This window comes from Kocuria sp. CPCC 205258, assembly GCF_040981005.1.
In the GTDB taxonomy this organism is placed as follows: Bacteria; Actinomycetota; Actinomycetes; order Actinomycetales; family Micrococcaceae; genus Kocuria; species Kocuria rosea.
On record NZ_JAVKPS010000008.1, the window covers coordinates 1 to 23,126 of the forward strand.

Here is a 23,126-nt window from a genome sequence, read left to right on the forward strand (position 1 = left end):
AACCAATCAACCGAATAAAACATCCGGTATCAACAAACATGGCACACTATTGAGTTCTCAAACAACAGACCGATCAGCCGTGTCTCGCTTGACACCTTGCTGCCGGAGTGCTCTGCAACCTTAGCCCTTCCGGTCGACCCCGGTCAATCTCAGGTGAACTCTTGGTTACCTGATCGTGACGGCGCCACCTTCCGGCGAAGCTCACAATCTCCCACTCTAACACTTTTCCGTCCCCGTGCAACTCGCTGGCTGCTCGGTCGGGACCGTTCGGTGGGGGATGCCGCCCCGTGGATCTCCCGGAGGAGTTCCTCGCCGCGACGACTTGGATGAAGTTACTCGGTTTCCGCGGCCCGTGCAAACCGGCCTCCCGGACCCGTCGCCGTCACCCGCCGGCGGTTTCTCCGAGCGCCCCGCGTCCCGGTCCCGGGACGGCGGAAGGGCCCGGATCCGAGGATCCGGGCCCTTCCCCTGACTCCGGCCGGCTCCCGCGGGAACGGCCGGGGCCGGCTCAGTGCTCGGCCGGCTTGAGGTACAGGACGGCGAGCGGCGGGACGGTCAGCTCGACCGAGGCGGGGTTGCCGTTGTGGGCGCCCTCGGTGGCGGTGACCTTGCCGAGGTTGCCCACGCCCGAACCGCCGAAGAGTTCGGAGTCCGTGTTGAGCGCCTCGACCCACTCCCCCGCCCACGGGAGGCCCAGCCGGAAGTTCTCGTGCGGGTTGCCGGCGAAGTTCGCCACGCACACGAGCGGGTTGCCCTGCTCGTCCCAGCGCGTGAAGGACAGCGTGTTGCGCCCGGCGTCGGCCGCGTCGATCCACTCGAACCCCGCAGGGTTGTTGTCCCGCTCGTACAGCGCGGGGGTCTCCCGGTAGATCCCGTTGAGTGTGCGGACCAGCTCCTGGACCCCCTTGTGCGGCGGGGTCTCGGAGAGCCACCAGTCGAGGCCGTGCTCCTGGGACCACTCGGACTCCTGGGCGTACTCCGTGCCCATGAAGATCAGCTGCTTGCCGGGGTGGGCCCACATGAACGCCAGGTAGGCGCGGACGTTGGCGAGCTGCTGCCACCGGTCGCCCGGCATCTTGCGCAGGAGGGAGCCCTTGCCGTAGACGACCTCGTCGTGGGAGATGGGGAGCAGGAAGTTCTCCGAGAACGCGTAGACCAGCGAGAACGTGAGCTTGTTGTGGTGGTAGTACCGGTTGACCGGATCCTCCGCCATGTACTCGAGGGTGTCGTTCATCCACCCCATGTTCCACTTGAGCCCGAAGCCCAGCCCGTCGGCGTCGGTCGGCCGGGTCACGCCCGGGTACGACGTCGACTCCTCGGCGATCATGACGATCCCCGGGGTGCGCTTGTACGCGGTGGCGTTGGCCTCCTTGAGGAACGCGATCGCCTCGAGGTTCTCGCGGCCGCCGAAGACGTTGGGCTCCCACTCCCCCTCGTTGCGCGAGTAGTCCAGGTAGAGCATGGACGCGACCGCGTCCACGCGCAGGCCGTCGACGTGGAACTCCTCGAGCCAGTAGGAGGCGTTGGCCACCAGGAAGTTCCGGACCTCGTTGCGGCCGTAGTCGGGGATCAGCGTGCCCCAGTCCTTGTGCTCGCCGCGGCGGGGGTCGGCGTGCTCGTACAGGGGCTCGCCGTCGAAGCGGGCCAGCGCCCACTCGTCCTTCGGGAAGTGACCCGGGACCCAGTCCACGATCACGCCGATGCCGGCCTGGTGCAGCTTGTCGACGAGGTAGCGGAACTCGTCCGGGCTGCCGAAGCGGGAGGACGGGGCGTAGTAGGACGTCACCTGGTAGCCCCAGGACCCGCCGAACGGGTGCTCGGCCACGGGCATGAACTCCACGTGGGTGAAGCCCTGCCAGGTGAGGTACTCGACGAGCTCCTTCGCGAGGTCCTTGTAGCCGAGGCCCTTGCGCCACGAGCCGATGTGCAGCTCGTAGACGCTCATGGGCGCGTTGTGCGGATCGGTCGCCGCCCGGCGCGCCATCCAGGCGTCGTCCTGGAACTCGTAGTCGGACTCGAAGACGCGGGACGCGGTGGACGGCGGCACCTCGGTGCCGAAGGCCATGGGGTCCGCCTTCTCGCGCCAGCCGCCGTCCCGGCCGAGGATGCGGAACTTGTAGGTGGCGCCGGAGCCCAGGCCCGGGACGAAGATCTCCCACACACCCGAGGAGCCGAGGGAGCGCATGGCGTGCTCGCTGCCGTCCCAGCCGTTGAAGTCGCCGATGACCCGCACCGCCTGGGCGTTGGGCGCCCACACGGCGAAGGCCACGCCGGAGATGTCGCCCATCGCGGAGGGGTAGCGGCGCACGTGCGCGCCGAGGACGGTCCACAGCGTCTCGTGGCGGCCCTCGCCGATGAGGTGGAGGTCCAGCTCGCCGAGGGTCGGCCCGAAGCGGTACGGGTCGTCCAGCCGCTGCGGCTCCAGGTCCCGGTAGGTCACGTCCACGCGGTAGTCGGGGATCCGGCCCGGCTCGTGCGCGGGGACCACGCCCGTGAAGATGCCGCCCCACTCGTGCTCGAGCTCGAAGGTGCCGTCCTGCGTCACGACCGCGACCGCGGACGCGAACCGGCGCAGCGTGCGCACGGTGACGCTGCCGTCCGGGTTCAGATGGGCGCCCAGGACGCTGTGCGGGTCGTGGTGGCGGCCCTCGGACACGGCGGCCAGCACGTGCTCGGCCACGGGCACCGGTCCCGCAGGGGCCACGTCGTGGCCGGCCGGGACGGCGCGGGACTTCTGGACGGGGTCGGATCGGTCCTGCGGAGTGCTGGCGCTCACTGCGTCCTCGATTTCCGTTCCCGCTGCCGCGGGCATGAGTCGCGCGGAGCGGGAGCTGTCGTCGTCGTGGTCGGTGCCGGGGGCGGGGTCCGCACCGGCGGTATCAGGGTTCACGCTACGCGACCGGAGGCTCTCCAGTGAACGGCGAACCGCCGCTGCCGGGACCTCCACCCAGTCGGGGCGGTTGCGCTGCTCGTAGACGACCTCGTACAGGGCCTTGTCCAGCCACAGCGCCTGGAACAGGGGCGACCCGCGGTCCACCGGGTGCCCGGCGCCCTGCTCGTAGCCTGCCAGGAACGCGTCGCCGGCGCGCCGGCCCCACTCCTCGGCGTCCGCCGCGCCGGCACGGGCGCCGAAGGCGGCGGCGTAGTCGAAGGAGCGCAGCATGCCGACCACGTCGCGCAGGGCGACGTCCGGCCGGGTGCGCTCCTCGATGGCGCGCAGGGGCTCCCCCTCGAAGTCGAGCACCTTGAACTGCCCGTCCTCGGTCTGCAGGACCTGGCCCAGGTGGTAGTCGCCGTGGATGCGCTGCAGCGGGGGCAGCTCCGGCACGTCGCCGAGGGAGGTGATCAGCTGGTCGAGGGCGGCCGAGTGCTCCGAGAACAGGGAGCCGGTCTCCGTGCGGGCCCAGCGCAGGCGGCCGCCGAGGTCGTTCAGGAGGCGGGCGCGGGCGTCGTCGTCGGGGGCGTCCGCGCCGAACGCGCGGCCCAGGTCGCGGTGCACGCGCGCGGTGGTGCGGCCCAGTTCGCGGGCCTCCTCGGTGAAGTCCGTGCCCTGCTCCGCGGCCTCGACCGCCCGGCCCCACGCGTCGGCGGAGCCGGCGAGGAACTCGGTGGCCACGGCCAGCTGGCCCTGCACGGTGCTCAGCCCGGTGCGCCAGCGGGCGTCGAGCCACCCGAAGGTGCTCGGCACCGCGGGGCAGCCGAGCGCGGTGAGCTCACGGCCCACCTCCACGTCCGGGTTGTCGCCCTCCCCCAGCACACGGAAGAACTTCACGATCACGGCGTCGGCGTCCGCCCGACCCGCGGGCGGGGTGAGGATCACCGAGGAGTTCGACTGCTCGCTCGAGATCACGCGGACCTGCGCGGGCGTCTCGACCGCGTAGGGGACGCGCAGCACGTCGGCGTGCGCGCCCGTCACGGTCAGCCCGAGCGGGCCCGAGCTGAGCTGCTCCGCGCGCTGCATGAGCCCCAGGACCGGCCCGACGAACGCCGGGTCGCCGACCCCGTCGTAGACCCAGGGGCCGGCCACGGCGTCCTCCGCACCGGGCAGCGGCAGCCCGGTGCGGTGGGCCACGGCACGGCCGGCGCGGGCGGCCCGGTCCCGGAGGAAGCGCGCGGCCCGGCGCGGGGTGGCGGCCTCCTCCGCCGGGACGCCCGTCCCGGCGTCCTCGGCCGCGGCGGGCGCCAGCTCGCCGACGAGGAAGCGCTCGGCGCCCTCCAGGGGCGCGGCGCGGAAGCTCAGCGGCACCTGGAGCAGCTCGGTGCGCGCCCCCTCGGAGGCCTCGACCAGCAGGAGCCGGGCGCCGGCGCCCTCCTGGTCCGGGAGGGCCAGCTGGGCGACGACCCGCAGCTCCGTGCCCGCACCGCCGTCCGCGAAGGGGAACCACCGCTGCCGCGGCAGCCACCGGCGCAGGAGGTCGAGGAGCTCGTCGGGGTGCTGGTCGGTCATGGGATCGGGTCCTTCCGGGACGGGCGAGGAGGTGGCCGGACGCGCGGACGCGCTCAGGACTTGGTGGCGGTGATGATCGGCATGGCCGTGGTCTGGGGGGACGTGCCGTCGTCACGGGGAGCGGCCCGGAGGCGCAGCCAGAAGAAGTCCTGGCTGCCGAGGGTGATGCGGTACTCCCCGGCCTCGTCCACCTCACCGAACAGGTCGCCGCCGAAGAGCTCGCGCAGCCCGCGGCCCGCGAACTGGGGCAGCCGGATCCGGGCGCACGCCGGGGTGTGCGCGAGGTTGAACAGGCACAGCACGGTCTCGCCGCGCCCGTCGTCGGCCTCCTCGTCGGGGAGCACGCGCAGGAACGCGAGCACGGAGTCGTGGTCCGTCTCCACGCCGACGTACGAGCCGAGGCCGAACGCCGGGTGCGCCTTGCGCACCGCGAGCATCTGGCGCATCCAGTGCAGCAGGGACGACGACGACGCCAGCTGCGCCTCCACGTTGACCTGGTTGTAGTGGTAGACCAGCGACTGCACCACGGGCAGGTACAGCTTGCCCGGGTCCGCCTTGGAGAACCCGGCGTTGCGGTCCGGGGTCCACTGCATGGGGGTGCGGGACGCGTCGCGGTCGTCGAGCCAGATGTTGTCGCCCATCCCGATCTCGTCCCCGTAGTACAGGAACGGGCTGCCCGGCAGGGACAGGAGCAGGGCGTGGATCAGCTCGATCTCGGCCCGCGAGTTGTCCAGCAGGGGGGCCAGGCGGCGGCGGATGCCCACGTTGGCGCGCATGCGCGAGTCGGGGGCGTACCAGCCGAGCATCGCCTGGCGCTCCTCGGTGGTCACCATCTCGAGGGTCAGCTCGTCGTGGTTGCGCAGGAACGTGCCCCACTGGGTGCCGCGCGGGATGTCCGGCGTCTCCCGCATGGTCTCCACGATCGGGGCGGCCTTCTGGTCCCGCAGCGCGTAGAAGATCCGCGGCATGATCGGGAAGTGGAAGCACATGTGGCACTCGGGGTCCTGCTCGCTCCCGAAGTACTCCACCACCTCGTGCGGCATCTGGTTCGCCTCGGCGATCACCACGCGACCCGGGTACTGGTCGTCGATCATGCGCCGCAGCTCGACCAGGAAGTCGTGGGTGCCGGGGAGGTTCTCGCAGTTGGTCCCTTCCTCCTCGATCAGGTACGGGATCGCGTCGGCCCGGAAGCCGTCGATGCCCATGTCGAGCCAGAACTTCACCACGTCGTGGACGGCCTCCACCACGGCGGGGTTCTCGAAGTTGAGGTCCGGCTGGTGGGAGAAGAACCGGTGCCAGAAGAACTGCCGGCGGATCGGGTCGAACGTCCAGTTCGACTCCTCGGTGTCCACGAAGATGATCCGGGCGTCCTGGTACAGCTCGTCCGTGTCCGACCACACGTAGAAGTCGCCGTAGGGCCCTTCGGGGTCCTCGCGGGAGGCCTGGAACCACGGGTGCTGGTCGCTCGTGTGGTTGAGCGGGAGGTCGATGATCACCCGCAGGCCGCGGGCGTGCGCCTCGGCCACGAGGCGCTTGAAGTCGCTGATCGTGCCGAACTCGTCGAGCACCGAGTAGTAGTCCGAGATGTCGTAGCCGCCGTCGCGCAGCGGGGACTCGAAGAACGGCGGCAGCCAGAGGCAGTCGATGCCCAGCCACTGCAGGTAGTCGAGCTTGTCGATCAGGCCGGAGAAGTCGCCGGAGCCGTCACCGTTGGCGTCGGAGAACGCCCGGACGAGCACCTCGTAGAACACCGCTTTGCGGAACCAGTCGGGGTCGTGGGAGATGCCGGGGGCGTTGAGCGAGTACGGCGAGATGCTCATGCGGGGGTGCCGCCTTTCGGACAGGTGGGTCGGAGGCCATCGGAGCTTGCGGAGGGGGCCCTCCCGGGGACGTCGCCCGGGAGGGCCCCGACGGGGTGCGGTCGAGCCCCTACTTGACGTTGCGGCGGACGTGCAGGACGTGCGCGGGGTCGTAGTGCGGGTCCAGGCGCACGTAGTTGTGCGTGCCCCACTTCCAGGAGTTCCCGCTGAGCAGGTCGTCCACCCAGAAGCTGCCGTCCTCGTTGAAGTCCGCGTCGTCCAGGTCCAGGGACTCCAGGTCCAGCCACACGGTGCCCTCCCGGGTCGCGTGCGGGTCCACGTTCACGACCACGATCACCGTGTCCTTGTAGCTCGAGCCCCCGTGCCGGACGGTCTTCGTCCTCGAAAAGGCGACCAGGGCGTCGTCGGACGTGGACTGCACCGTCAGGTTCTGCAGGTCGCCGAACGCGGCGTGCCGGCGCCGGATCTCGTTGAGCCGCGTGAGGTACGGGGCGAGGGACACGCCGCGCTCCTCGGCGCCGGCGAAGTCGCGGGGCCGGTACTCGTACTTCTCGTTGTCGACGTACTCCTCGGCGCCGGCCCGGGCCACGTGCTCGTAGAGCTCGTAGCCGGCGTAGACGCCCCAGAGGGGCGAGCCGGTGGCGGCCAGGACGGCACGGATCTTGAAGGCCGCGGGACCGCCGAACTGCAGGTACTCGGTGAGGATGTCGGGGGTGTTGACGAAGAAGTTCGGCCGGTACACCGCCGAGGTCTCGTGGCTGACCTCCTCGAGGTACTCCTCGATCTCCTTCTTGGTGTTGCGCCAGGTGAAGTAGGAGTAGGACTGCTGGAAGCCGACCCGGGCGAGGCCCTGCATCATGGCCGGGCGGGTGAACGCCTCGGCCAGGAACACGACGTCGGGGTGCTTGGCGTTGACGGTGCCGATCAGCCACTCCCAGAACCACAGGGGCTTGGTGTGCGGGTTGTCGACCCGGAAGATCTTCACCCCGTGGGAGATCCACAGCTCCACGATCCGCAGCACCTCGAGGGACAGGCCCTCGGGGTCGTTGTCGAAGTTGATCGGGTAGATGTCCTGGTACTTCTTCGGCGGGTTCTCCGCGTACGCGATGGAGCCGTCGGCGCGGGTCGTGAACCACTCCGGGTGCGCGGTGACCCACGGGTGGTCCGGGGAGGCCTGCAGGGCGAGGTCCAGGGCCACCTCGAGGCCCAGGTCCCCGGCGCGGGCCACGAAGCCGTCGAAGTCCTCGAACGAGCCGAGGTCCGGGTGGATCGCGTCGTGCCCGCCCTCGGGGGCGCCGATGGCCCACGGGGACCCCGGGTCCTGCGGACCGGCCACCAGGGTGTTGTTCGGGCCCTTGCGGTGCGCCGTGCCGATCGGGTGGATCGGGGGCAGGTAGATGACGTCGAAGCCCATGGCCGCGACGCGGTCGAGGCTCTCGGCGGCGGTCCGGAAGGTGCCGGAGGCCCACGTGCCGGACTCGGCGTCGAACACGGCGCCCTCGGAGCGGGGGAAGAACTCGTACCAGGACCCGCGGCCGGCGGCGGCGCGCTCGACCTTCAGCGGGTAGCGGCGGCTCTCGGTCACGAGGTCCCGCAGCGGCCGCTCGGCGACCACGGCGAGGACCTCGGCGGAGGTGCCGGCCTCGAGCCGGTGCTCGGCGGGCAGCTCGCCGTTGCCGAGCGTGCGGGAGACCGCGCGGAACAGCTCGGCGTCGGAGTCCGGGCGGCCCGGCTCCGCGGCGGCGCGGTCGAAGAGCACGACGCCCTCGGCCATCATGAGGTCGACGTCCTGGCCGACCCCCACCTTGATCTCGGCGGCGTGGCGCCACGTCTCGAACAGGTCTCCCCAGCCCTCCACGGCGAAGGTCCAGGCGCCCTCGGACGACGGCGTCAGCCACGCCTCGTAGCGGTCGGTGCCGGGGGTGGTGAGGCGCATCGGCACGCGCTCGGCCTCCGCGCCCTGCGGGTCGTAGAGCACCGCGGTCACGCCCAGGGCGTCGTGGCCCTCGCGGAACACGGTGGCGCCCACGCGGATCGACTCGCCCGGCACGGCCTTCGCCGGGAAGCGGCCGTCCTCGACCACGGGGCTCACGCCGACGACCGGGATCCGGCCGTAGACCAGGCCCTCGCGGGAGAACGCCGAGCCGGCGGCCTTCCGGCGCGTGGTCGTCGACTTCCGCGGCGTGGTGGCCTTCTTGGCGGTGGCCGTCCTCGTGCCGGCGGCCTTGGCCGCGGGCGTCCCTGCGGCCGACTTCGCCGCGGCCGTCCTGGCCGTGGACGCCCGCTTGGCACGCGGCTTGGGCTCCGTCGCGGGGACGACGGCGATGCCGGGCTCGTCGGCCACGGGCGCCGTGACCTCGGGCTCCGGGGCCTTCCGGGCGGTGGACGCTCTGCGCCGCGCCGGTGCCTTCTTCGCGGGCTGCTCGGCCGGCGCCGCGGCGGCACCGGACCCGGCACCGGGAAGGGCGGGCGTCGTCGTCGAGGGGTCGGGGGCGGGCGCGCCGGACGGGCTCGAGGCCGGGTCGGACGGGGGCGGCGTGTTGGCTTGGCTCACCTGGACCACGTTAGCGACAAACCCGGCGATCGTTAAGCCCGCTGTCGAACCGTGGGACGGTGTCGCCGTCCCGGTGTCACGGCCCCGGTCGGGCGGTGCGGCGCGCCGGGGGACGGATGGGCGGCGGCACCGCCGTCCGGCGCCGCCGCACCGGTAGTCTGACGGCGTGAAGGCAATCCGTAGATTCACCGTGCGCACCGTGCTGCCGGAGTCCATCGCCCCTCTGAGCCGACTCGCGAGGAACCTCCGCTGGTCCTGGCACCGGCCCACCGAACAGCTGTTCGCCGAGCTGAACCCGCAGGCCTGGGACGCGGTCCACGGGGACCCCGTCAAGCTCCTCGGCTCCCTCACCCGGGAGGAGATCCAGCAGATCGCCCAGGACCCGGCCACGGTGCGCCGGATCGATGAGCTGGACGCCGATCTCGAGCGCTACCTCACCGACGACCTGTGGTACCAGAAGACGCAGGCGGAGGACGCCCCGCGGTCCATCGCCTACTTCTCCGCCGAGTACGGTGTCACCTCCGTGCTTCCCCAGTACTCGGGCGGGCTGGGGATCCTCGCCGGCGACCACCTCAAGAGCGCCTCGGACCTCGGCGTGCCGGTGGTGGGGGTCGGCCTGTTCTACCAGCACGGCTACTTCAAGCAGTCCCTGTCCCGCGACGCGTGGCAGCAGGAGTCCTACCCCGTGCTCGACCCGGACGGCATGCCCCTGACGCTGCTGCGGGAGGAGGACGGCAGCCCGGCCCGGATCACCCTGCCCCTGCCCAACGGCCGCTCCCTGTCCGCCCACATCTGGCGGGCCGACGTCGGCCGTGTGCCCCTGCTGCTGCTCGACTCCGACATCCCGGACAACGACGACCACGCCCGCAACGTCACGGACCGCCTCTACGGCGGCGGCGGCGACCACCGGCTCCAGCAGGAGCTGCTCCTCGGGATGGGCGGGATCCGGGCGCTGCGGGCCTTCTCCCGGCTGACCGGGGCGCCCGCCCCGGAGGTCTTCCACTGCAACGAGGGCCACGCCGGGTTCCTGGGCGTCGAGCGGATCGCGGAGCTCATGGACCCGGCGGACGGGACCGAGCCGATGACGTGGGACGAGGCCCTGACCGCGGTGCGCTCGGCCACCGTGTTCACGACCCACACCCCGGTGCCCGCGGGCATCGACCGGTTCGAGCAGGCGCAGATCGAGCACTTCCTCAACGCGGGTCTCGCCCCGTCCGTGCCCACGGCCAAGGTCCTGTCCCTGGGCGCCGAGGACTACGACGGCGGCGACCCCGCCAAGTTCAACATGGCGGTCATGGGCCTGCGCCTGGCGCAGCGGGCCAACGGGGTGGCCAAGCTGCACGGCGTGGTCTCCCGGGGCATGTTCCAGGGGCTGTGGCCGGGCTTCGACGTCGACGAGGTGCCGATCGGCTCGATCACCAACGGCGTGCACGTCATGACCTGGATCGACCCCCGCATGGCGGAGCTGGCCCTCGACCCGATGGGCTCGGACCTGAACCGGGCCGCGCGGTGGCGCCGGATCTACGGCGCCGACGACGCCGAGCTGTGGGCCGTCCGCCGGGAGCTGCGCACCCGCCTGGTGGAGGACGTCCGGGCCCGGCTGCGGGCGTCGTGGAAGAAGCGCGGTCTCGCGGACGCCGAGCTGGGCTGGACCGACTCGGTCCTCGACCCGGGCGTGCTCACGATCGGCTTCGCCCGCCGGGTGCCCACCTACAAGCGGCTCACGCTCATGCTGCGGGACCCGCAGCGGCTCAAGCGGATCCTGCTGGACCCGGAGCACCCCGTCCAGCTCGTGGTCGCCGGGAAGTCCCACCCTGCCGACGAGCAGGGCAAGCGCCTGATCCAGGACCTCGTGCGCTTCACGGACGACCCGGAGGTGCGCCACCGGATCGTGTTCCTCCCCAACTACGACATCGCGATGGCCCGGACCCTCTTCCCGGGCTGCGACGTGTGGCTGAACAACCCGCTGCGCCCGCTCGAGGCGTGCGGCACGTCCGGGATGAAGGCCGCCCTCAACGGCGGGCTGAACCTCTCGGTGCTCGACGGCTGGTGGGACGAGATGTACGACGGCCAGAACGGCTGGGCCATCCCGACCGCCGACGAGGGCGCGCACCCGGACGAGCGCGACGACATCGAGGCCGCCGCCCTCTACGAGCTCATCGAGAACCACGTGGCCCCGCGGTTCTACGGCGAGACGGCGGAGGGCTCGGACCCGAACACCGACGGCGTGCCCCACCAGTGGCTGGCCATGGTCAAGCACACCCTGGCGACGCTGGGCCCGCAGGTCTCCGCCAAGCGCATGCTCGAGGACTACGTGCAGCACCTCTACGTCCCGGCCGCCGTCTCGGGCCGCCGGGCGGCGCTGGACGGCCACGCGGCCGCCCGGGCGAAGTCCCGGTGGGTCGGGCGCGTGCGCCAGGCGTGGGGCCAGGTGGCGGTCGAGCACGTGGACGCCGAGGGCGTGGCCCAGGAGCCCCAGATCGGGGACGAGCTCACGGTGTGCGCCTATGTGTCCCTCGGCTCGCTGAGCCCGGAGGACGTGTGCGCGGAGATCGGGTACGGCCGGGTCTCGGAGACGGACCACATCCACGAGCGCAAGTACGCGGGCCTGAGCCCCGTCGGCGACCTCGGCGGGGGGCGGCACAAGTTCTGCGGCACGATCACCGTGGACCGCTCGGGCCCGTTCGGCTACACCGTCCGGTTGCTGCCCGCCCACCCCGAGCTCGCCGACAAGGCCGAGCTGGGACTGGTGACCAACGCCTGAGCAGCCGCCGCGCGGCGCGCAGGAGGGGCCGCACCCGTGATCCACGGGTGCGGCCCCTCCTGCGCGTGCCCCCGCGGCTCAGCGCACCGGGCCCCTCAGCGCACCCGGGTGCTCAGAGCACCCGGAAGAGCGTCACCGAGCCGGCGGGCACGCCCTGCGCCTGGCCCGCCCGGTAGCGCGTCCCGTAGCGTCCGTGCAGCACGGAGGCCGTGCTGTGCACCAGGGAGTAGACGCCGTCGGCCTTCGCGAGGGGGTGCCCCTGCTCGTCCGGCCGCAGGAGCTCCGCGAGGTTCGGGAAGGTGATCGCCATGTCGGCGCTCGCGCCGTTGATCACCATGAGCCCCGCCACCCGACCGCCGCGGGACCCGATCAGCACCTGGATGGTCCGGGCCCCGGGGGTCTGCCAGCCGGTGGCGGTCATGGCCGAGCCGTCGGGGCCGAACCAGTGCATCATCACCTCGTCGGGGCGGGTCGGGAAGTGGGACGGCTGTCCGGCCAGGAACTCCCCGCGCACGCCGATCAGGGAGCGGGTGGCCGCGAGCATGGCGCGGTCCGCCGGCGTGAGCCGCCAGTCCACCCAGGACAGCTCGTTGTCCTGGCAGTAGGCGTTGTTGTTGCCGCGCTGGGTGCGGCCGAACTCGTCCCCGGCCGTGATCATGGGCACGCCCTGGGAGAAGAGCAGGGTGGCCATGACGTTGCGCATGGTCTGGGCCCGGTCGGCCCGGATCCGCACGTCGCGCGCCGGGCCCTCCACCCCGTGGTTCCACGAGTGGTTGTCGTTGGTCCCGTCCCGGTTCTTCTCCAGGTTGTCCTGGTTGTGCTTGTTGTCGTAGGAGACGAGGTCCGCCAGCGTGAAGCCGTCGTGGGCGGTCACGAAGTTCACGGACGCCAGGGCGCTGCGCCCGGACGCGGCGAACATGTCCGAGGAGCCGGCGAGCGCCCCGGCGAGCCGGGCGGCGTTGCCCCCGTCCCCGCCCAGGCTCATGCTGCGCGGGCCGGTGAGCCAGAAGTCGCGGACGGTGTCCCGGAAGCGGTCGTTCCAGTCGGCCCACCCCTCGGGGAAGTGACCGGTCTGCCAGCCGCCCATGCCCACGTCCCAGGGCTCGGCGATGAGCTTCGTCCCGAACAGGGCGGGGTCCGCGCCGACGGCCACGAGGAAGGGGTGGTTGCGGGTGAAGCGGTGGCGCTCGTCCCGGGCCAGCTCGGGGGCGAGGTCGAAGCGGAAGCCGTCCACGTGGCAGCGCTCCACCCAGTAGCGCAGGGAGTCCAGCGCCATCTGCACCACCCGCGGGTTGCCGAAGTTCACGGAGTTGCCGCACCCCGTGACGTCCACGTAGCGGCCGTCCTCGCCGTGGCGGTAGTAGGCCTCGTCGCCGAGTCCCCGCCAGCAGTAGGCGGGCTCCTCCTGGCCGGCCTCCGCCGTGTGGTTGTAGACGACGTCGAGGTAGACCTCGAGCCCCGCGCGGTGCAGCTCCCGGACCATCGCCTTGAACTCGTCCAGCACGCCCTGCGGTCCCCGGGCGCGGGCGGCCTCGGTCGCGTAGCCGGCGTGCGGGGCAAAGAAGCCCAGGGTGTTGTAGCCCCAGTAGTTGCTCAGCCCGAGGGACGTGAGGTGCGGCTCGTCCAGGTGGGCGTGCACGGGCAGGAGCTCGACGGCTGTGACGCCCAGGGACGTGAGGTACCCGGTCATCGCGGGGTGCGCGAGCCCGGCGTACGTGCCCCGCAACTCCTCCGGGACGTCCGGGTGCAGGGCGGTCAGGCCCTTGACGTGCGCCTCGTAGACGACGGTGTCCCGCCACGGGGTGGCCGGGCGGCGGTCCTCGTCCCAGTCGAAGTCCTGCTGGACCACCACGGAGACGTAGCGGCCCCCGTAGGCGTCGGGGCCCGGATCGACGACGCCGGGCGGCGGGGCGACGCGGCGCAGCCCCTTGCCGTAGGGGTCGAGCAGGATCTGCTGGGCGACCGGGTCCGGGGAGCGGTGGCGGGAGGCGACCGGCGAGTCGGCGGGCACGAACCCGTACTCCGTGCCGGCGGGCAGGGCCGGCGCCTCGTCCCGGTGCCGCAGGTAGTCGAAGCCCGTCTCCGAGAGCCGCTGCTGCTCGGCCGGCGGGATCGTCCCGTGGTGCACGCCGCCGGTGCGGCCGGTGAGCCGCCGCCGCTGCCAGCGGCCGCCGGGCAGCCGGAAGACGATGTCCAGGTCGGGGATCCCCGGGGCGTAGACCGCCACGTTCGCGCTGCCGTCGCGCTCCGGAGAGGGGTGGACCCCGAGGGGGTAGGGGTGGGAGACGTACGGCCGACCGGTGTCCTGCCGCCGGGGCTCAGGAACCAGCACGGCGTCGCGACACCTCGTACAGGGTGATGCCCACGGCCATCGAGGCGTTGAGCGACTCCATCGTGGAGTCGATGGGGATGGAGACGACCTGGTCGCAGTTCTCGGTGACCAGCCGGGACAGGCCCTTGCCCTCCGAGCCGACCACGATGACGAGCGGCTCGGTGGCCAGCTCGAGGCCGGGCAGCTCGACGTCGCCGCCGCCGTCGAGGCCGACCACGAAGTAGCCCATGGCCTTGAGCTCCTCGAGGGTGCGGTTGAGGTTGGCCGCCTTGGTGACGGGCACGCGGGCCGCGGCGCCGGCGCTGGTCTTCCAGGCGGAGGCCGTGACGCCCACGGACCGGCGCTCGGGCACGATCACGGCGTTGCCGGAGAACGCGGAGACGCTGCGGATGATGGCGCCGAGGTTGCGGGGGTCGGTGATCCCGTCGAGGGCGACCATCAGCGGGGGGCGCCGGATGTGCCGCTTCTCCCACTGGGTCATGAACTTCCGGGCCGCCTCCACGGCGTCCTGGTACTCGTAGGCCGGCACCTGCAGGGCCACGCCCTGGTGCACGGCGTCGCTGGTGAGCCGGTCGAGCTCGCCCTTGGAGGCCTCGAGGATCGTGATCCCGCGCTCGGCGCAGAGCTGCAGGATCTCGCGCACGCGGTCGTCGACATCGATCTTGCTCGCCGCGTACAGGGCCTTGGCGGGGATGTCCGCGCGCAGCGCCTCGACCACGGAGTTCCGCCCGGTGACGAGGTCCTCCTGGACCTTGCCGCGGGTGCGGGCCGGGGAGCGGCCGCCCGGGCCCTGCCGCCGCTCGGCGGCCTTCTTCATCTTGTGCGCCTTGTGGTACGGGCGGTCCTCGGCCTTGGGGGTGGGGCCCCGGCCCTCGAGGGCCTTGCGTCCGTGGCCGCCGGTGCCGACCAGCGGGCCCTTCTTGTTCTTGCGGATCGCGCCGGGACGTTGCTTGGGGGTTGGCATGGGTTCCTCTGTTCGGTCGGTGTGGTGCGGGCCGGTCAGGCCACGGACCAGGTGGATCCGCCGGCGGCGTCGCGCACCGCGACGCCGGCGGCGGCGAGCTCGTCCCGGAGGGCGTCGGCCCGGGCCCAGTCCTTGGCGGCGCGGGCCTGGTCGCGCTGGGCCAGCAGCGAGCGCACGAGGGCGTCGAGGGCCGCGTGCTCGGCGGCGTTCCCGGCGGCGTCCCCGAGGTCCATGAGCGCGCTCAGGCCGAGGACGTCGGTCATGGCGCGCACCGCCCGGGCGGGCGCGGCGGCGTCCACGCCGTCGGCGAGCGCGGAGTTGCCGGCGCGGACGGTCTCGTGCAAAACGGCGAGGGCCTGGGGCACGTTGAGGTCGTCGTCCATGGCGTCGCCGAAGGCGGTCGGCACGTCCCCGGCCGCCCCGTCGAGGTCGGCGCCGGCCTCCCGGGCCGCGCGCAGGAAGGACTCGACCCGTTCGACCGCGGCCGTGGCCTCGGCGAGGGAGGTGGGCCGGTAGTCCAGCACGGAGCGGTAGTGGGCCTGGCCGAGGTAGTAGCGCACGGCCAGCGGCCGGGCCTCGGTGAGCATCTCCGCCGGGGAGACGGTGTTGCCGATCGACTTGGACATCTTCTCGCCCGCGTAGGTGACCAGCCCGTTGTGCAGCCAGAGCGTCGCGAACCGCTGCCCGGCCGCCGCCGACTGGGCCAGCTCGTTCTCGTGGTGGGGGAAGCGCAGGTCCAGTCCGCCGCCGTGGATGTCGAAGTGCTCACCGAGGTACTTCGCGGCCATGGCGGAGCACTCGAGGTGCCAGCCGGGCCGGCCGGCGCCCCAGGGCGAGTCCCAGCGGGCGGTCTCGGGCTCGCCCGCCTTGTGCCCCTTCCACAGGGCGAAGTCGCGGGGGTCCCCCTTGCCGCGGGGGTCGGCGTCGGGGGCGTCCTGCATGTCGTCGACCGACTGGTGGGTGAGCTCGCCGTAGCGCTCCCAGGAGCGGACGTCGAAGTAGACGTCCCCGGAGCCGTCCGGCGCCGGGTAGGCGTGCCCGGCGTCGACGAGGGTGCGGATCAGGGCGTGCATCTCGGGGACGTGGCCCGTGGCGCGCGGCTCGTAGGTGGGCCGGCCGACGCCGATGGCGTCGTAGGCGGCGTTGAACGCCTGCTCGAACCGATAGGCCAGCGCCCACCACGGCTCGCGGGGGTGGTCGCCGGCGTAGTCGGGGGCGAAGGACGCGGCCGAGTTCGCGAGGATCTTGTCGTCGATGTCGGTGACGTTGCGCACGGTGGTGACCCGGTAGCCGCGGTGGGCGAGCCACCGGGCGAGCTGGTCGAAGACCAGGGCCGAGCGGACGTGGCCGATGTGCGGCATGCCCTGGACGGTGGCGCCGCAGTAGTACAGACGGGCCTCGCCGGGGTGGGCGGGCGCGAAGTCCCGCACGGTCGCGGTGGCGGTGTCGTAGAAGCGCAGAGTCACACGGCCCATCATAAGGGCGGGCGGTGGCGCCCCGGTCAGGCCCGGCGCGCGTCCGCGGGCACGACCAGCGCGGTGGCCACGGCCGCGAGGCCCTCCCCGCGGCCCGTGAGCCCCAGCCGGTCGGAGGTCGTGGCGCTGACCGTGACGGGCGCGCCGGCCGCGGCGGTGAGCACGGCCTCGGCCTCGGCCCGCCGCGGCGCGAACCGCGGCCGGTTCCCGATCAGCTGCACGGCCACGTTGCCGATCTCGAAGCCGGCCTCCCGCACGATCCGGGCCGCCTCCGCGAGGATCCGCACCCCGGACGCGCCCTCCAGCTCGGGGCGGTCCACGCCGAAGTTGGCGCCCAGGTCGCCCGTGCCGGAGGCCGAGAACAGGGCGTCGGCGGCGGCGTGGGCCACGACGTCCCCGTCCGAGTGCCCGGCGAGACCGCGCTCCCCCGGCCACTCGAGGCCCGCGACCCACAGCGGGGTGCCCTCGGGCCCGAAGGCGTGGACGTCGACGGCGATGCCGGTGCGGGGCAGGATCACGGGTCAGGGCTCCTCGGGGTCGAGCAGGTCGGGGTGAGGGCCGGGGGTAGGAGCGGCGGTGACGGGCACCGCCGCGTCCGTGCCCGGTGCGCGGCCGCGCAGCACGGCCTCGGCCAGCACCAGGTCGAGCGGGCGGGTGATCTTGAAGGCGTGCTCGTGGCCGGGCACCGTCAGCACGGTGGTCCCCGGGGCGTGCGCCTCCACGAGGTAGGCGTCGTCGGTGACGGACCCGGGATCCGTCCCGGCCTCCGCGGCGGCGCGGTTCACCGACCGGAGCAGGGCGAGGTCGAAGCCCTGCGGGGTCTGCACCGCGCGCAGCACCGTGCGGTCCACGGTGCCGAGCGACCGTCCGGCGTCGTCGACCCGGCGCATCGTGTCCGCCACGGGCAGCACGGGGACCACGGCGCGCTCCCCGGCGCGCAGCCGGTCCACGACGGTGCGGAAGACCTCGGGCGGGGTGAGGCAGCGGGCGGCGTCGTGGACGAGCACCGCGGTGCAGGCGGGCTCGGACCGCGCGAGCTCGGTCAGCGCCTCGCGCACGGACTCCGCGCGGGAGGCGCCGCCGGTCACGGGCCGCGCGCCGTGCGCCCGGGCGGTCGCGGAGAGCTCGACGTCCCCGGCCGGGACGGTCACCAGCACGGGCCCGGTCAGCCCGGCGCACCGGATGCCCCGCAGCGCGTGCTCCAGGAGGGGGCGGCCGTCGAGGGCCACCAGGGCCTTGGGGATGCCGTGCCCGAGTCGTGTGCCGGAGCCCGCCGCCACGACGACGACGGCGAACCCGCCCTCCGGGGAGGGCGGGTTCGCCGTGGTGGACCGTGGTGCGTTCCCGCTCACGGGTCGGTCAGGACGCCAGGATGTCGTCGAGGCGCTTCTCGGCCTCTTCCTCGTCGATCTTCTTGGCGAGCGCCAGCTCGGAGGTGAGGATCTGGCGGGCCTTCGTCAGCATCCGCTTCTCCCCCGCCGAGAGCCCGCGGTCGCGGTCGCGGCGCCAGAGGTCGCGCACGACCTCGGCGACCTTGAGCACGTCGCCGGAGGCGAGCTTCTCGAGGTTGGCCTTGTAGCGCCGGGACCAGTTGCTGGCCTCCTCGGTGTCCTTCGCCTGCAGGACCGAGATGACCTTCTTGAGCCCGTCCTCGTCGACGACGTCGCGCACGCCCACCAGGTCGACGTTCTCCGCGGGCACCTCGATCACCAGATCCCCCTGGGTCACCTTGAGCTTGAGATACATCTTCTCTTCGCCCTTGACGGTGCGGGTCTTGATCTCCTCGATGGTCGCCGCGCCGTGGTGCGGGTAGACAACCGTCTCGCCAACCTCAAAAACCATATGGAAATACCCCTTTCAGAACTTCCATTCTAACACGGTGTAGGATTCGCCGATCCGGGACGGACGGGGACCGGGGGCCCGTCGATGCGGACGATCCGTCGGCAAACGGATAAGCTGGTCGGGACATCGTCCTGAGCTCCCGAGGAGTACGCGCCGTGAAGATCGCCGCCCGCCAGAAGCTGCGTCGCGCAGGCCTGAGTGCCGCCGCCGCGGCCGCCCTGCTGACCACCGCCGGATGCGCCTACATCAACCCGCCGGCCACGACCATGGTGTACTCGGCCGCGGACGGCATCGTGGAGCAGGTCGGGGACGTCAAGCTGGCCAACGTGCTGATCGTGGCGACCGGCGCCGACCAGGAGGGTCGCGTGCTGGGCACCCTGGTGAACGACGGCGACCAGGACGTCACGCTGTCGATGGACGTCGACGGCGCCACCGCCGAGGTGCAGATCCCCGCCGGCGGCACCGTGGACCTCGACCAGGACGACCCGGTCGTGACCGTGGACCGTGCCGGCGCCGAGCCGGGTCTCATGGTCGAGACCGAGTTCACCGCCGGCGGCGAGTCCCTCACCGAGCGGGTCCCGGTCCTGGACCACACCTTCTCCCGCTACGCCGAGTTCATCCCCGGCGGCGCGCCGAGCACCCCGGCGAACCCCTCCAACACGCCCGTGCCCGTCGAGGAGATGGTGGGCCAGGAGAGCGGTCACTGACGACTCCCACCGGCGCGCCCGAGCGGAAGGGCCCGGAACCCCTCGGGGTTCCGGGCCCTTCCGTCTGCCGGGCCGCCGGCTCAGCCCTCGAACTTGTAGCCCAGGCCCCGCACCGTCACGAGGTGCCGCGGGGCGGAGGGATCGGGCTCGATCTTGGCGCGCAGGCGCTTGACGTGGACGTCGAGGGTCTTGGTGTCCCCCACGTAGTCCGAGCCCCAGACCCGGTCGATGAGCTGCCCGCGGGTCAGCACGCGCCCGGCGTTGCGCAGCAGCATCTCCAGCAGCTCGAACTCCTTGAGCGGCATGGCCACCCGCTCCCCGTGCACGCTGACCACGTGCCGTTCGATGTCCATCCGCACGGGGCCGGCCTGCACGGTCGCCGAGACGAGCTCCTCGGGCTCCCCCTGCCGGCGCAGGACCGCGCGGATCCGCGCCACGAGCTCCCGGGACGAGTAGGGCTTGGTGACGTAGTCGTCGGCGCCGAGCTCGAGCCCGACCACCTTGTCGATCTCGGCGTCCTTGGCCGTGAGCATGATGATCGGCACGGAGGAGCGCTGCCGCACCTGACGGCACACCTCGGTGCCGGACAGCCCGGGGAGCATGAGGTCCAGCAGCATCAGGTCGGCGCCGGTCCGGTCGAACTCGGCCACGGCGTCCACGCCGTTGTCGACGACCTCCACCTCGAACCCCTCCTTCCCCAGCAGGTAGGAGAGCGGGTCGCTGAGGGACTCCTCGTCCTCGACGATCAGGATGCGGGTCACTGTCGGTCCTCCGTGCTCCTGGCGCGCGCCGCAGGGGCGGCGGGCCGTGGGGTCGATGCGTCTGGGCGGGGTGGTGCCTGCTGCGGCACCGGGCGGGCGGTCGCGCCGGGGGCCGGCTGCGCGGTCCCCCCGGGGTCGTCGGCGCCCTCGATCTGGGGGATGCTGAGGGTGAACGTGGAGCCGCGGCCCGGCTGCGACCACAGGGTGGCCTCGCCGCCGTGCTGGGACATGACGTGCTTGACGATGCTCAGTCCGAGCCCGGTGCCGCCCGTCCGGCGGGAGCGGGCCGCGTCCACGCGGTAGAAGCGCTCGAAGATCCGGTCCTGCTCGTCCTCGGGGATGCCCGGGCCCTGGTCGGTCACCGAGATCTGGGCCATCCCGTCCCGCTCCCGGACGCCGACGCCCACGCGGGTGCCCTCCGGGGAGTAGTGCACCGCGTTGTCGATGAGGTTGCGCAGCGCGGTGACGAGCAGGTCGGGGTCGCCGAACACGGGCCGGGTGACGCGCCCGCCCACCGCGATCTCGATGCCCTTGTTCTCGGCCGGGAACCGGTTGCGGTCCACGGCGTCGGCGATCACCTGGTTGAGGTCCACGGGCCGGCCCTCGGTGACCACGTCCGCGCCCTGCAAGCGGGAGAGCTCGATGATGTCCTGGACGAGGGCGGTCAGCCGGGCGGACTCCTTGTGCAGGCGCCGGGCGAAGCGGCGCACGGCCTCCTCGTCCTCGGCCGCGTCCTCGATCGCCTCGGCGAGCAGCCCGATCGCCCCTACGGGGGTCTTCAGCTCGTGCGAGACGTTGGCGACGAAGTCGTTGCGGATCGACTGCGCCCGGACGATCTCCGTCTGGTCGTCGGCGAGCAGCAGGATGTACTCCTCCGCGATGGGGGCCACCCGGACGTCGAGCACCACCGCGCCCGTCTGGAACGGTCCGCGGGACAGCTCGACCCGCCGCTCCTCGATCACGCCGCTGCGCCGGGCCCGGCGGATCATCTCGAGCATCTGCTCGTGCACCACGGTGTGCCCGCGGACCAGTCCGAAGGCGTAGGCGGCCGGAGAGGCGCGCACCACGCCGTCGACCCCGTCCACCACCACGTAGGCCCGGCCGATCACCGCGAGCACGTCCGCGGTGCCGTCGGGCAGCGTGGGCTCCTGGACGTCGGCGCGGGCGCGGCGGCCCCGTCCGCTCACCCGGAGGGCGATCAGACCGCTCACCCCGAGGGCGAAGCCGAGCAGACCCGCGGCGACGGCGATGGCAGTTGGACTCACGGAACCAGCTTAGGCACTCGGGGGCGCGGGGGCCCCGCGCCGGGCGTCACGAGCTACAGGTTCAACCAACGTTCATCCTAAGATGAGCGAAAGTTCACTCCTGGCTGTGACGGTGGCGGCGGGTGTGCTCGCACCCGGCCCCCACGTCATCCGTCCCGCTCCGCGCCGCACCCCGGCCGCGGCTGCCGCGGACGCCGCCGCATCTCGAAAGGACGCATCCGTGCGCAAGGTTTTCCAGGCAGAACTCCACCAGGTCGGCGAGGAGCTCATCCAGATCGCGACCCTGGTGCGCGAGGCCCTCGCCCGCGCCAAGGACGCGCTCCTCGACGCGGACATCCAGCTCGCCGAGGAGGTCATCTCCAACGACGCCCGGATCGACTTCCTGCAGAACGACCTCGACGAGCGCTCGATCGACATCCTCGCGCTGCAGAGCCCCGTGGCCTCGGACCTGCGGATGATCGTGGGCGCGTTGCGGATGAGCGCCTCCCTGGAGCGTGCCGGCGACCTCGCCCGGCACCTGGCCCAGGCCGTGCGCATCCGCTATCCCGAGCCGGTCATCCCCGAGCCGCTCGTGGAGACGTTCACCCGGATGTTCGACCTCGACCTGCAGATCCTGGACCGCGTCATCCAGGTGCTCCAGACCCGCGACCTCTCCCTCGCCGACGACATCTACTCGCTCAAGGGCGAGGTCAACCAGCTGCACCAGTCCGTCTTCGACGCGCTCGCCGCGCCGAGCTGGGACTCGTCGGTGCCCACCGCCGTGGACGTCACCCTGTGCTCCCGCTACCTCGAGCGCATCGGGGACCACGGGGTCTCGGTGACCCGCAAGGTCTCCTACCTGGTGACCGGGGACTGGGTCCCGGCCAGCTCCGACCGCCCCACCGGCCACGGCCACGTGGGCCGCGACGGGGGCGAGTGAGCCCTCGCCCGGGCGCCGGCCGAGCCGCGCCCGGGCACAGGACAGGGGCCGGGTCCACCAGCACGGTGGACCCGGCCCCTGTCCGTGGGCGGAAGCCTTCCGGGACTACTTCTTGCCCTGGTTGGCGACCGCCTGGATCGAGCTCGCGGCGGCCTCGGGGTCGAGGTACTCGCCGCCGGCCACGAGCGGGCGGAGGTTCTCGTCGAGCTCGTAGTAGAGCGGGATGCCCGTGGGGATGTTCAGCGCCGCGATGTCCTCGTCCGAGATGCCGTCGAGGTGCTTCACCAGGGCGCGCAGGGAGTTGCCGTGGGCCGCGACGATGACGGTCCGGCCGGCCTGCAGGTCGGGGACGATCTCCTGCTCCCAGTACGGCATGAAGCGGTCCAGGACGTCCTTGAGGCACTCTGTGCGGGGCGCGTCCGGCACGTCCGCGTAGCGGGGGTCGCCGGCCTGCGAGAACTCGGACGAGTCCTCCAGCTCGGGGGGCGGGACGTCGTAGGAGCGGCGCCAGGTCATGAACTGCTGGTCGCCGTACTCGTCGCGGACCTGGGTCTTGTCCTTGCCCTGCAGCGCACCGTAGTGGCGCTCGTTGAGCCGCCACGACCGCTTCACGGGGATCCAGTGCCGGTCCGCCCGGTCCAGCGCGAGGTGGGCGGTGGTGATGGCCCGGCGCAGGAGCGAGGTGTGCAGGACGTCCGGGGCGATCCCCTTCTCGACGAGCAGCTCACCGCCGCGGACGGCCTCCTCCCGCCCCTTCTCGGTCAGGTCCACGTCCACCCACCCGGTGAACAGGTTCTTCTCGTTCCAGTCGGACTGTCCGTGCCGGAGCAGGACGAGCTTGTGCGGTGCTGATTCGGTAGCCATGGGGCCATTCTTCCACCCGGGCGGCGGCGCGGGACAAGCCGGCGTCACGGGCGCCCCGTGTCGTGGGGCCGGGCGCCGCGCGCCCGGGGACGGGCGGTCACCAGTTGTTGGGGCCCTTGGACTCCAGGCCCACGGCCGGGCGGACGTCGGCCAGGTAGACCCCCACGGCCGTGCCCGCGATGAGCAGGACGAACAGGCTGGGCCGCAGCAGCATCAGCGTGAAGACCGTGAACGCGAGGGAGCCGCCCGTGAGCGCGAGCCAGAAGCCCTTGGTGCGCTTGAAGGCGCGCTGGAACTGCACCGGCGCCTTGGTCAGGCAGTCCACGAAGGCCCACACGGCCAGGCCGGCGACGACCAGCGCCAGCGCGATGTCGATGAAGCGCACGAGTAAGAAGACCCAGGGAATGTCCAC

16 protein-coding genes are annotated in these 23,126 nt (G+C 72.4%); 3 read left to right on the forward strand and 13 right to left on the reverse strand.

All coding sequences use genetic code 11. The features are described 5' to 3' along the window. Positions 1–508 precede the first annotated feature (508 nt). The 3 genes from glgB to RF644_RS13600 all read right to left on the reverse strand — a co-directional run bounded on the left by glgB (position 509) and on the right by RF644_RS13600 (position 8,830). Positions 509–4,447, reverse strand: coding sequence for a 1,4-alpha-glucan branching protein GlgB (gene glgB, locus RF644_RS13590; protein WP_368796875.1), 3,939 nt, complete (start codon positions 4,445–4,447; stop codon positions 509–511). 53 nt (positions 4,448–4,500) lie between these two features. Further along, positions 4,501–6,267, reverse strand: a complete 1,767-nt coding sequence (gene treS, locus RF644_RS13595) for a maltose alpha-D-glucosyltransferase (RefSeq protein WP_017831955.1) — start codon at positions 6,265–6,267, stop codon at positions 4,501–4,503. A 109-nt stretch (positions 6,268–6,376) separates the two neighbouring features. Next, positions 6,377–8,830, reverse strand: coding sequence for an alpha-1,4-glucan--maltose-1-phosphate maltosyltransferase (locus RF644_RS13600; RefSeq protein WP_368796876.1), 2,454 nt, complete (start codon positions 8,828–8,830; stop codon positions 6,377–6,379). 157 nt (positions 8,831–8,987) lie between these two features. Here RF644_RS13600 and glgP point away from each other — a divergent pair, with 157 nt between their 5' ends. Next, on the forward strand, positions 8,988–11,585 hold the full coding sequence (gene glgP / locus RF644_RS13605) for an alpha-glucan family phosphorylase (RefSeq protein WP_368796877.1): 2,598 nt from the start codon (positions 8,988–8,990) through the stop codon (positions 11,583–11,585). A gap of 112 nt (positions 11,586–11,697) precedes the next feature. On the opposite strand, the gene glgX is transcribed toward glgP, so the two are convergent. The 6 genes from glgX to RF644_RS13635 are packed head-to-tail and all read right to left on the reverse strand — an operon-like array spanning position 11,698 to position 18,198. Further along, complete coding sequence (gene glgX / locus RF644_RS13610) at positions 11,698–13,917, reverse strand: glycogen debranching protein GlgX (protein ID WP_368796878.1); 2,220 nt, start codon at positions 13,915–13,917, stop codon at positions 11,698–11,700. Further along, on the reverse strand, positions 13,904–14,881 hold the full coding sequence (rlmB, locus tag RF644_RS13615) for a 23S rRNA (guanosine(2251)-2'-O)-methyltransferase RlmB (protein WP_284562672.1): 978 nt from the start codon (positions 14,879–14,881) through the stop codon (positions 13,904–13,906). The genes glgX and rlmB overlap by 14 nt, the downstream gene beginning before the upstream one ends. A 35-nt stretch (positions 14,882–14,916) precedes the next feature. After that, positions 14,917–16,347 carry a cysteine--tRNA ligase gene (cysS, locus tag RF644_RS13620; protein WP_368796879.1) on the reverse strand — a complete coding sequence of 477 codons (1,431 nt, stop codon included), beginning with the start codon at positions 16,345–16,347 and terminating at the stop codon, positions 14,917–14,919. 35 nt (positions 16,348–16,382) lie between these two features. Next, the gene (gene ispF / locus RF644_RS13625; RefSeq protein ID WP_368796880.1) at positions 16,383–16,874 is read right to left on the reverse strand and encodes a 2-C-methyl-D-erythritol 2,4-cyclodiphosphate synthase; all 492 of its coding nucleotides are present in this window, start codon (positions 16,872–16,874) and stop codon (positions 16,383–16,385) included. Between the two features lie 3 nt (positions 16,875–16,877). Further along, entirely contained in the window at positions 16,878–17,708 is an 831-nt protein-coding gene (ispD, locus tag RF644_RS13630) for a 2-C-methyl-D-erythritol 4-phosphate cytidylyltransferase (protein WP_368796881.1), read from the reverse strand. A 7-nt stretch (positions 17,709–17,715) separates the two neighbouring features. After that, positions 17,716–18,198, reverse strand: coding sequence for a CarD family transcriptional regulator (locus tag RF644_RS13635; RefSeq protein ID WP_017831963.1), 483 nt, complete (start codon positions 18,196–18,198; stop codon positions 17,716–17,718). A 155-nt stretch (positions 18,199–18,353) separates the two neighbouring features. On the opposite strand from RF644_RS13635, the gene RF644_RS13640 reads away from it, so the two are divergent. Further along, positions 18,354–18,905, forward strand: coding sequence for a hypothetical protein (locus tag RF644_RS13640; protein ID WP_017831964.1), 552 nt, complete (start codon positions 18,354–18,356; stop codon positions 18,903–18,905). 80 nt (positions 18,906–18,985) lie between these two features. Here RF644_RS13640 and RF644_RS13645 read toward each other — a convergent pair whose 3' ends face one another. Continuing rightward, positions 18,986–19,666, reverse strand: coding sequence for a winged helix-turn-helix domain-containing protein (locus RF644_RS13645; RefSeq protein WP_368796882.1), 681 nt, complete (start codon positions 19,664–19,666; stop codon positions 18,986–18,988). Continuing rightward, the gene (locus tag RF644_RS13650; RefSeq protein WP_368796883.1) at positions 19,663–20,931 is read right to left on the reverse strand and encodes a sensor histidine kinase; all 1,269 of its coding nucleotides are present in this window, start codon (positions 20,929–20,931) and stop codon (positions 19,663–19,665) included. Before RF644_RS13650 ends, RF644_RS13645 begins: the two co-directional genes overlap by 4 nt. A gap of 220 nt (positions 20,932–21,151) precedes the next feature. Here RF644_RS13650 and phoU point away from each other — a divergent pair, with 220 nt between their 5' ends. Continuing rightward, a complete protein-coding gene (gene phoU / locus RF644_RS13655) occupies positions 21,152–21,850 on the forward strand; it encodes a phosphate signaling complex protein PhoU (RefSeq protein ID WP_017831967.1) in 699 nt (232 codons plus the stop codon). A gap of 105 nt (positions 21,851–21,955) precedes the next feature. Here phoU and RF644_RS13660 read toward each other — a convergent pair whose 3' ends face one another. Both RF644_RS13660 and RF644_RS13665 read right to left on the reverse strand, forming a co-directional pair. Beyond that, positions 21,956–22,714, reverse strand: coding sequence for a phosphoglyceromutase (locus RF644_RS13660; RefSeq protein ID WP_368796885.1), 759 nt, complete (start codon positions 22,712–22,714; stop codon positions 21,956–21,958). 97 nt (positions 22,715–22,811) lie between these two features. Further along, entirely contained in the window at positions 22,812–23,126 is a 315-nt protein-coding gene (locus RF644_RS13665) for a DUF2516 family protein (RefSeq protein WP_229587767.1), read from the reverse strand.

What these genes read in the sequence shown, in the direction of transcription:
- glgB (WP_368796875.1), bottom strand. Translation starts at nt 4,447, where the DNA reads ATGACCGACCAGCACCCCGACGAGCTCCTCGACCTCCTGCGCCGGTGG.
- treS (WP_017831955.1), bottom strand. Translation starts at nt 6,267, where the DNA reads ATGAGCATCTCGCCGTACTCGCTCAACGCCCCCGGCATCTCCCACGAC.
- rlmB (WP_284562672.1), bottom strand. Translation starts at nt 14,881, where the DNA reads ATGCCAACCCCCAAGCAACGTCCCGGCGCGATCCGCAAGAACAAGAAG.
- RF644_RS13635 (WP_017831963.1), bottom strand. Translation starts at nt 18,198, where the DNA reads ATGGTTTTTGAGGTTGGCGAGACGGTTGTCTACCCGCACCACGGCGCG.
- RF644_RS13660 (WP_368796885.1), bottom strand. Translation starts at nt 22,714, where the DNA reads ATGGCTACCGAATCAGCACCGCACAAGCTCGTCCTGCTCCGGCACGGA.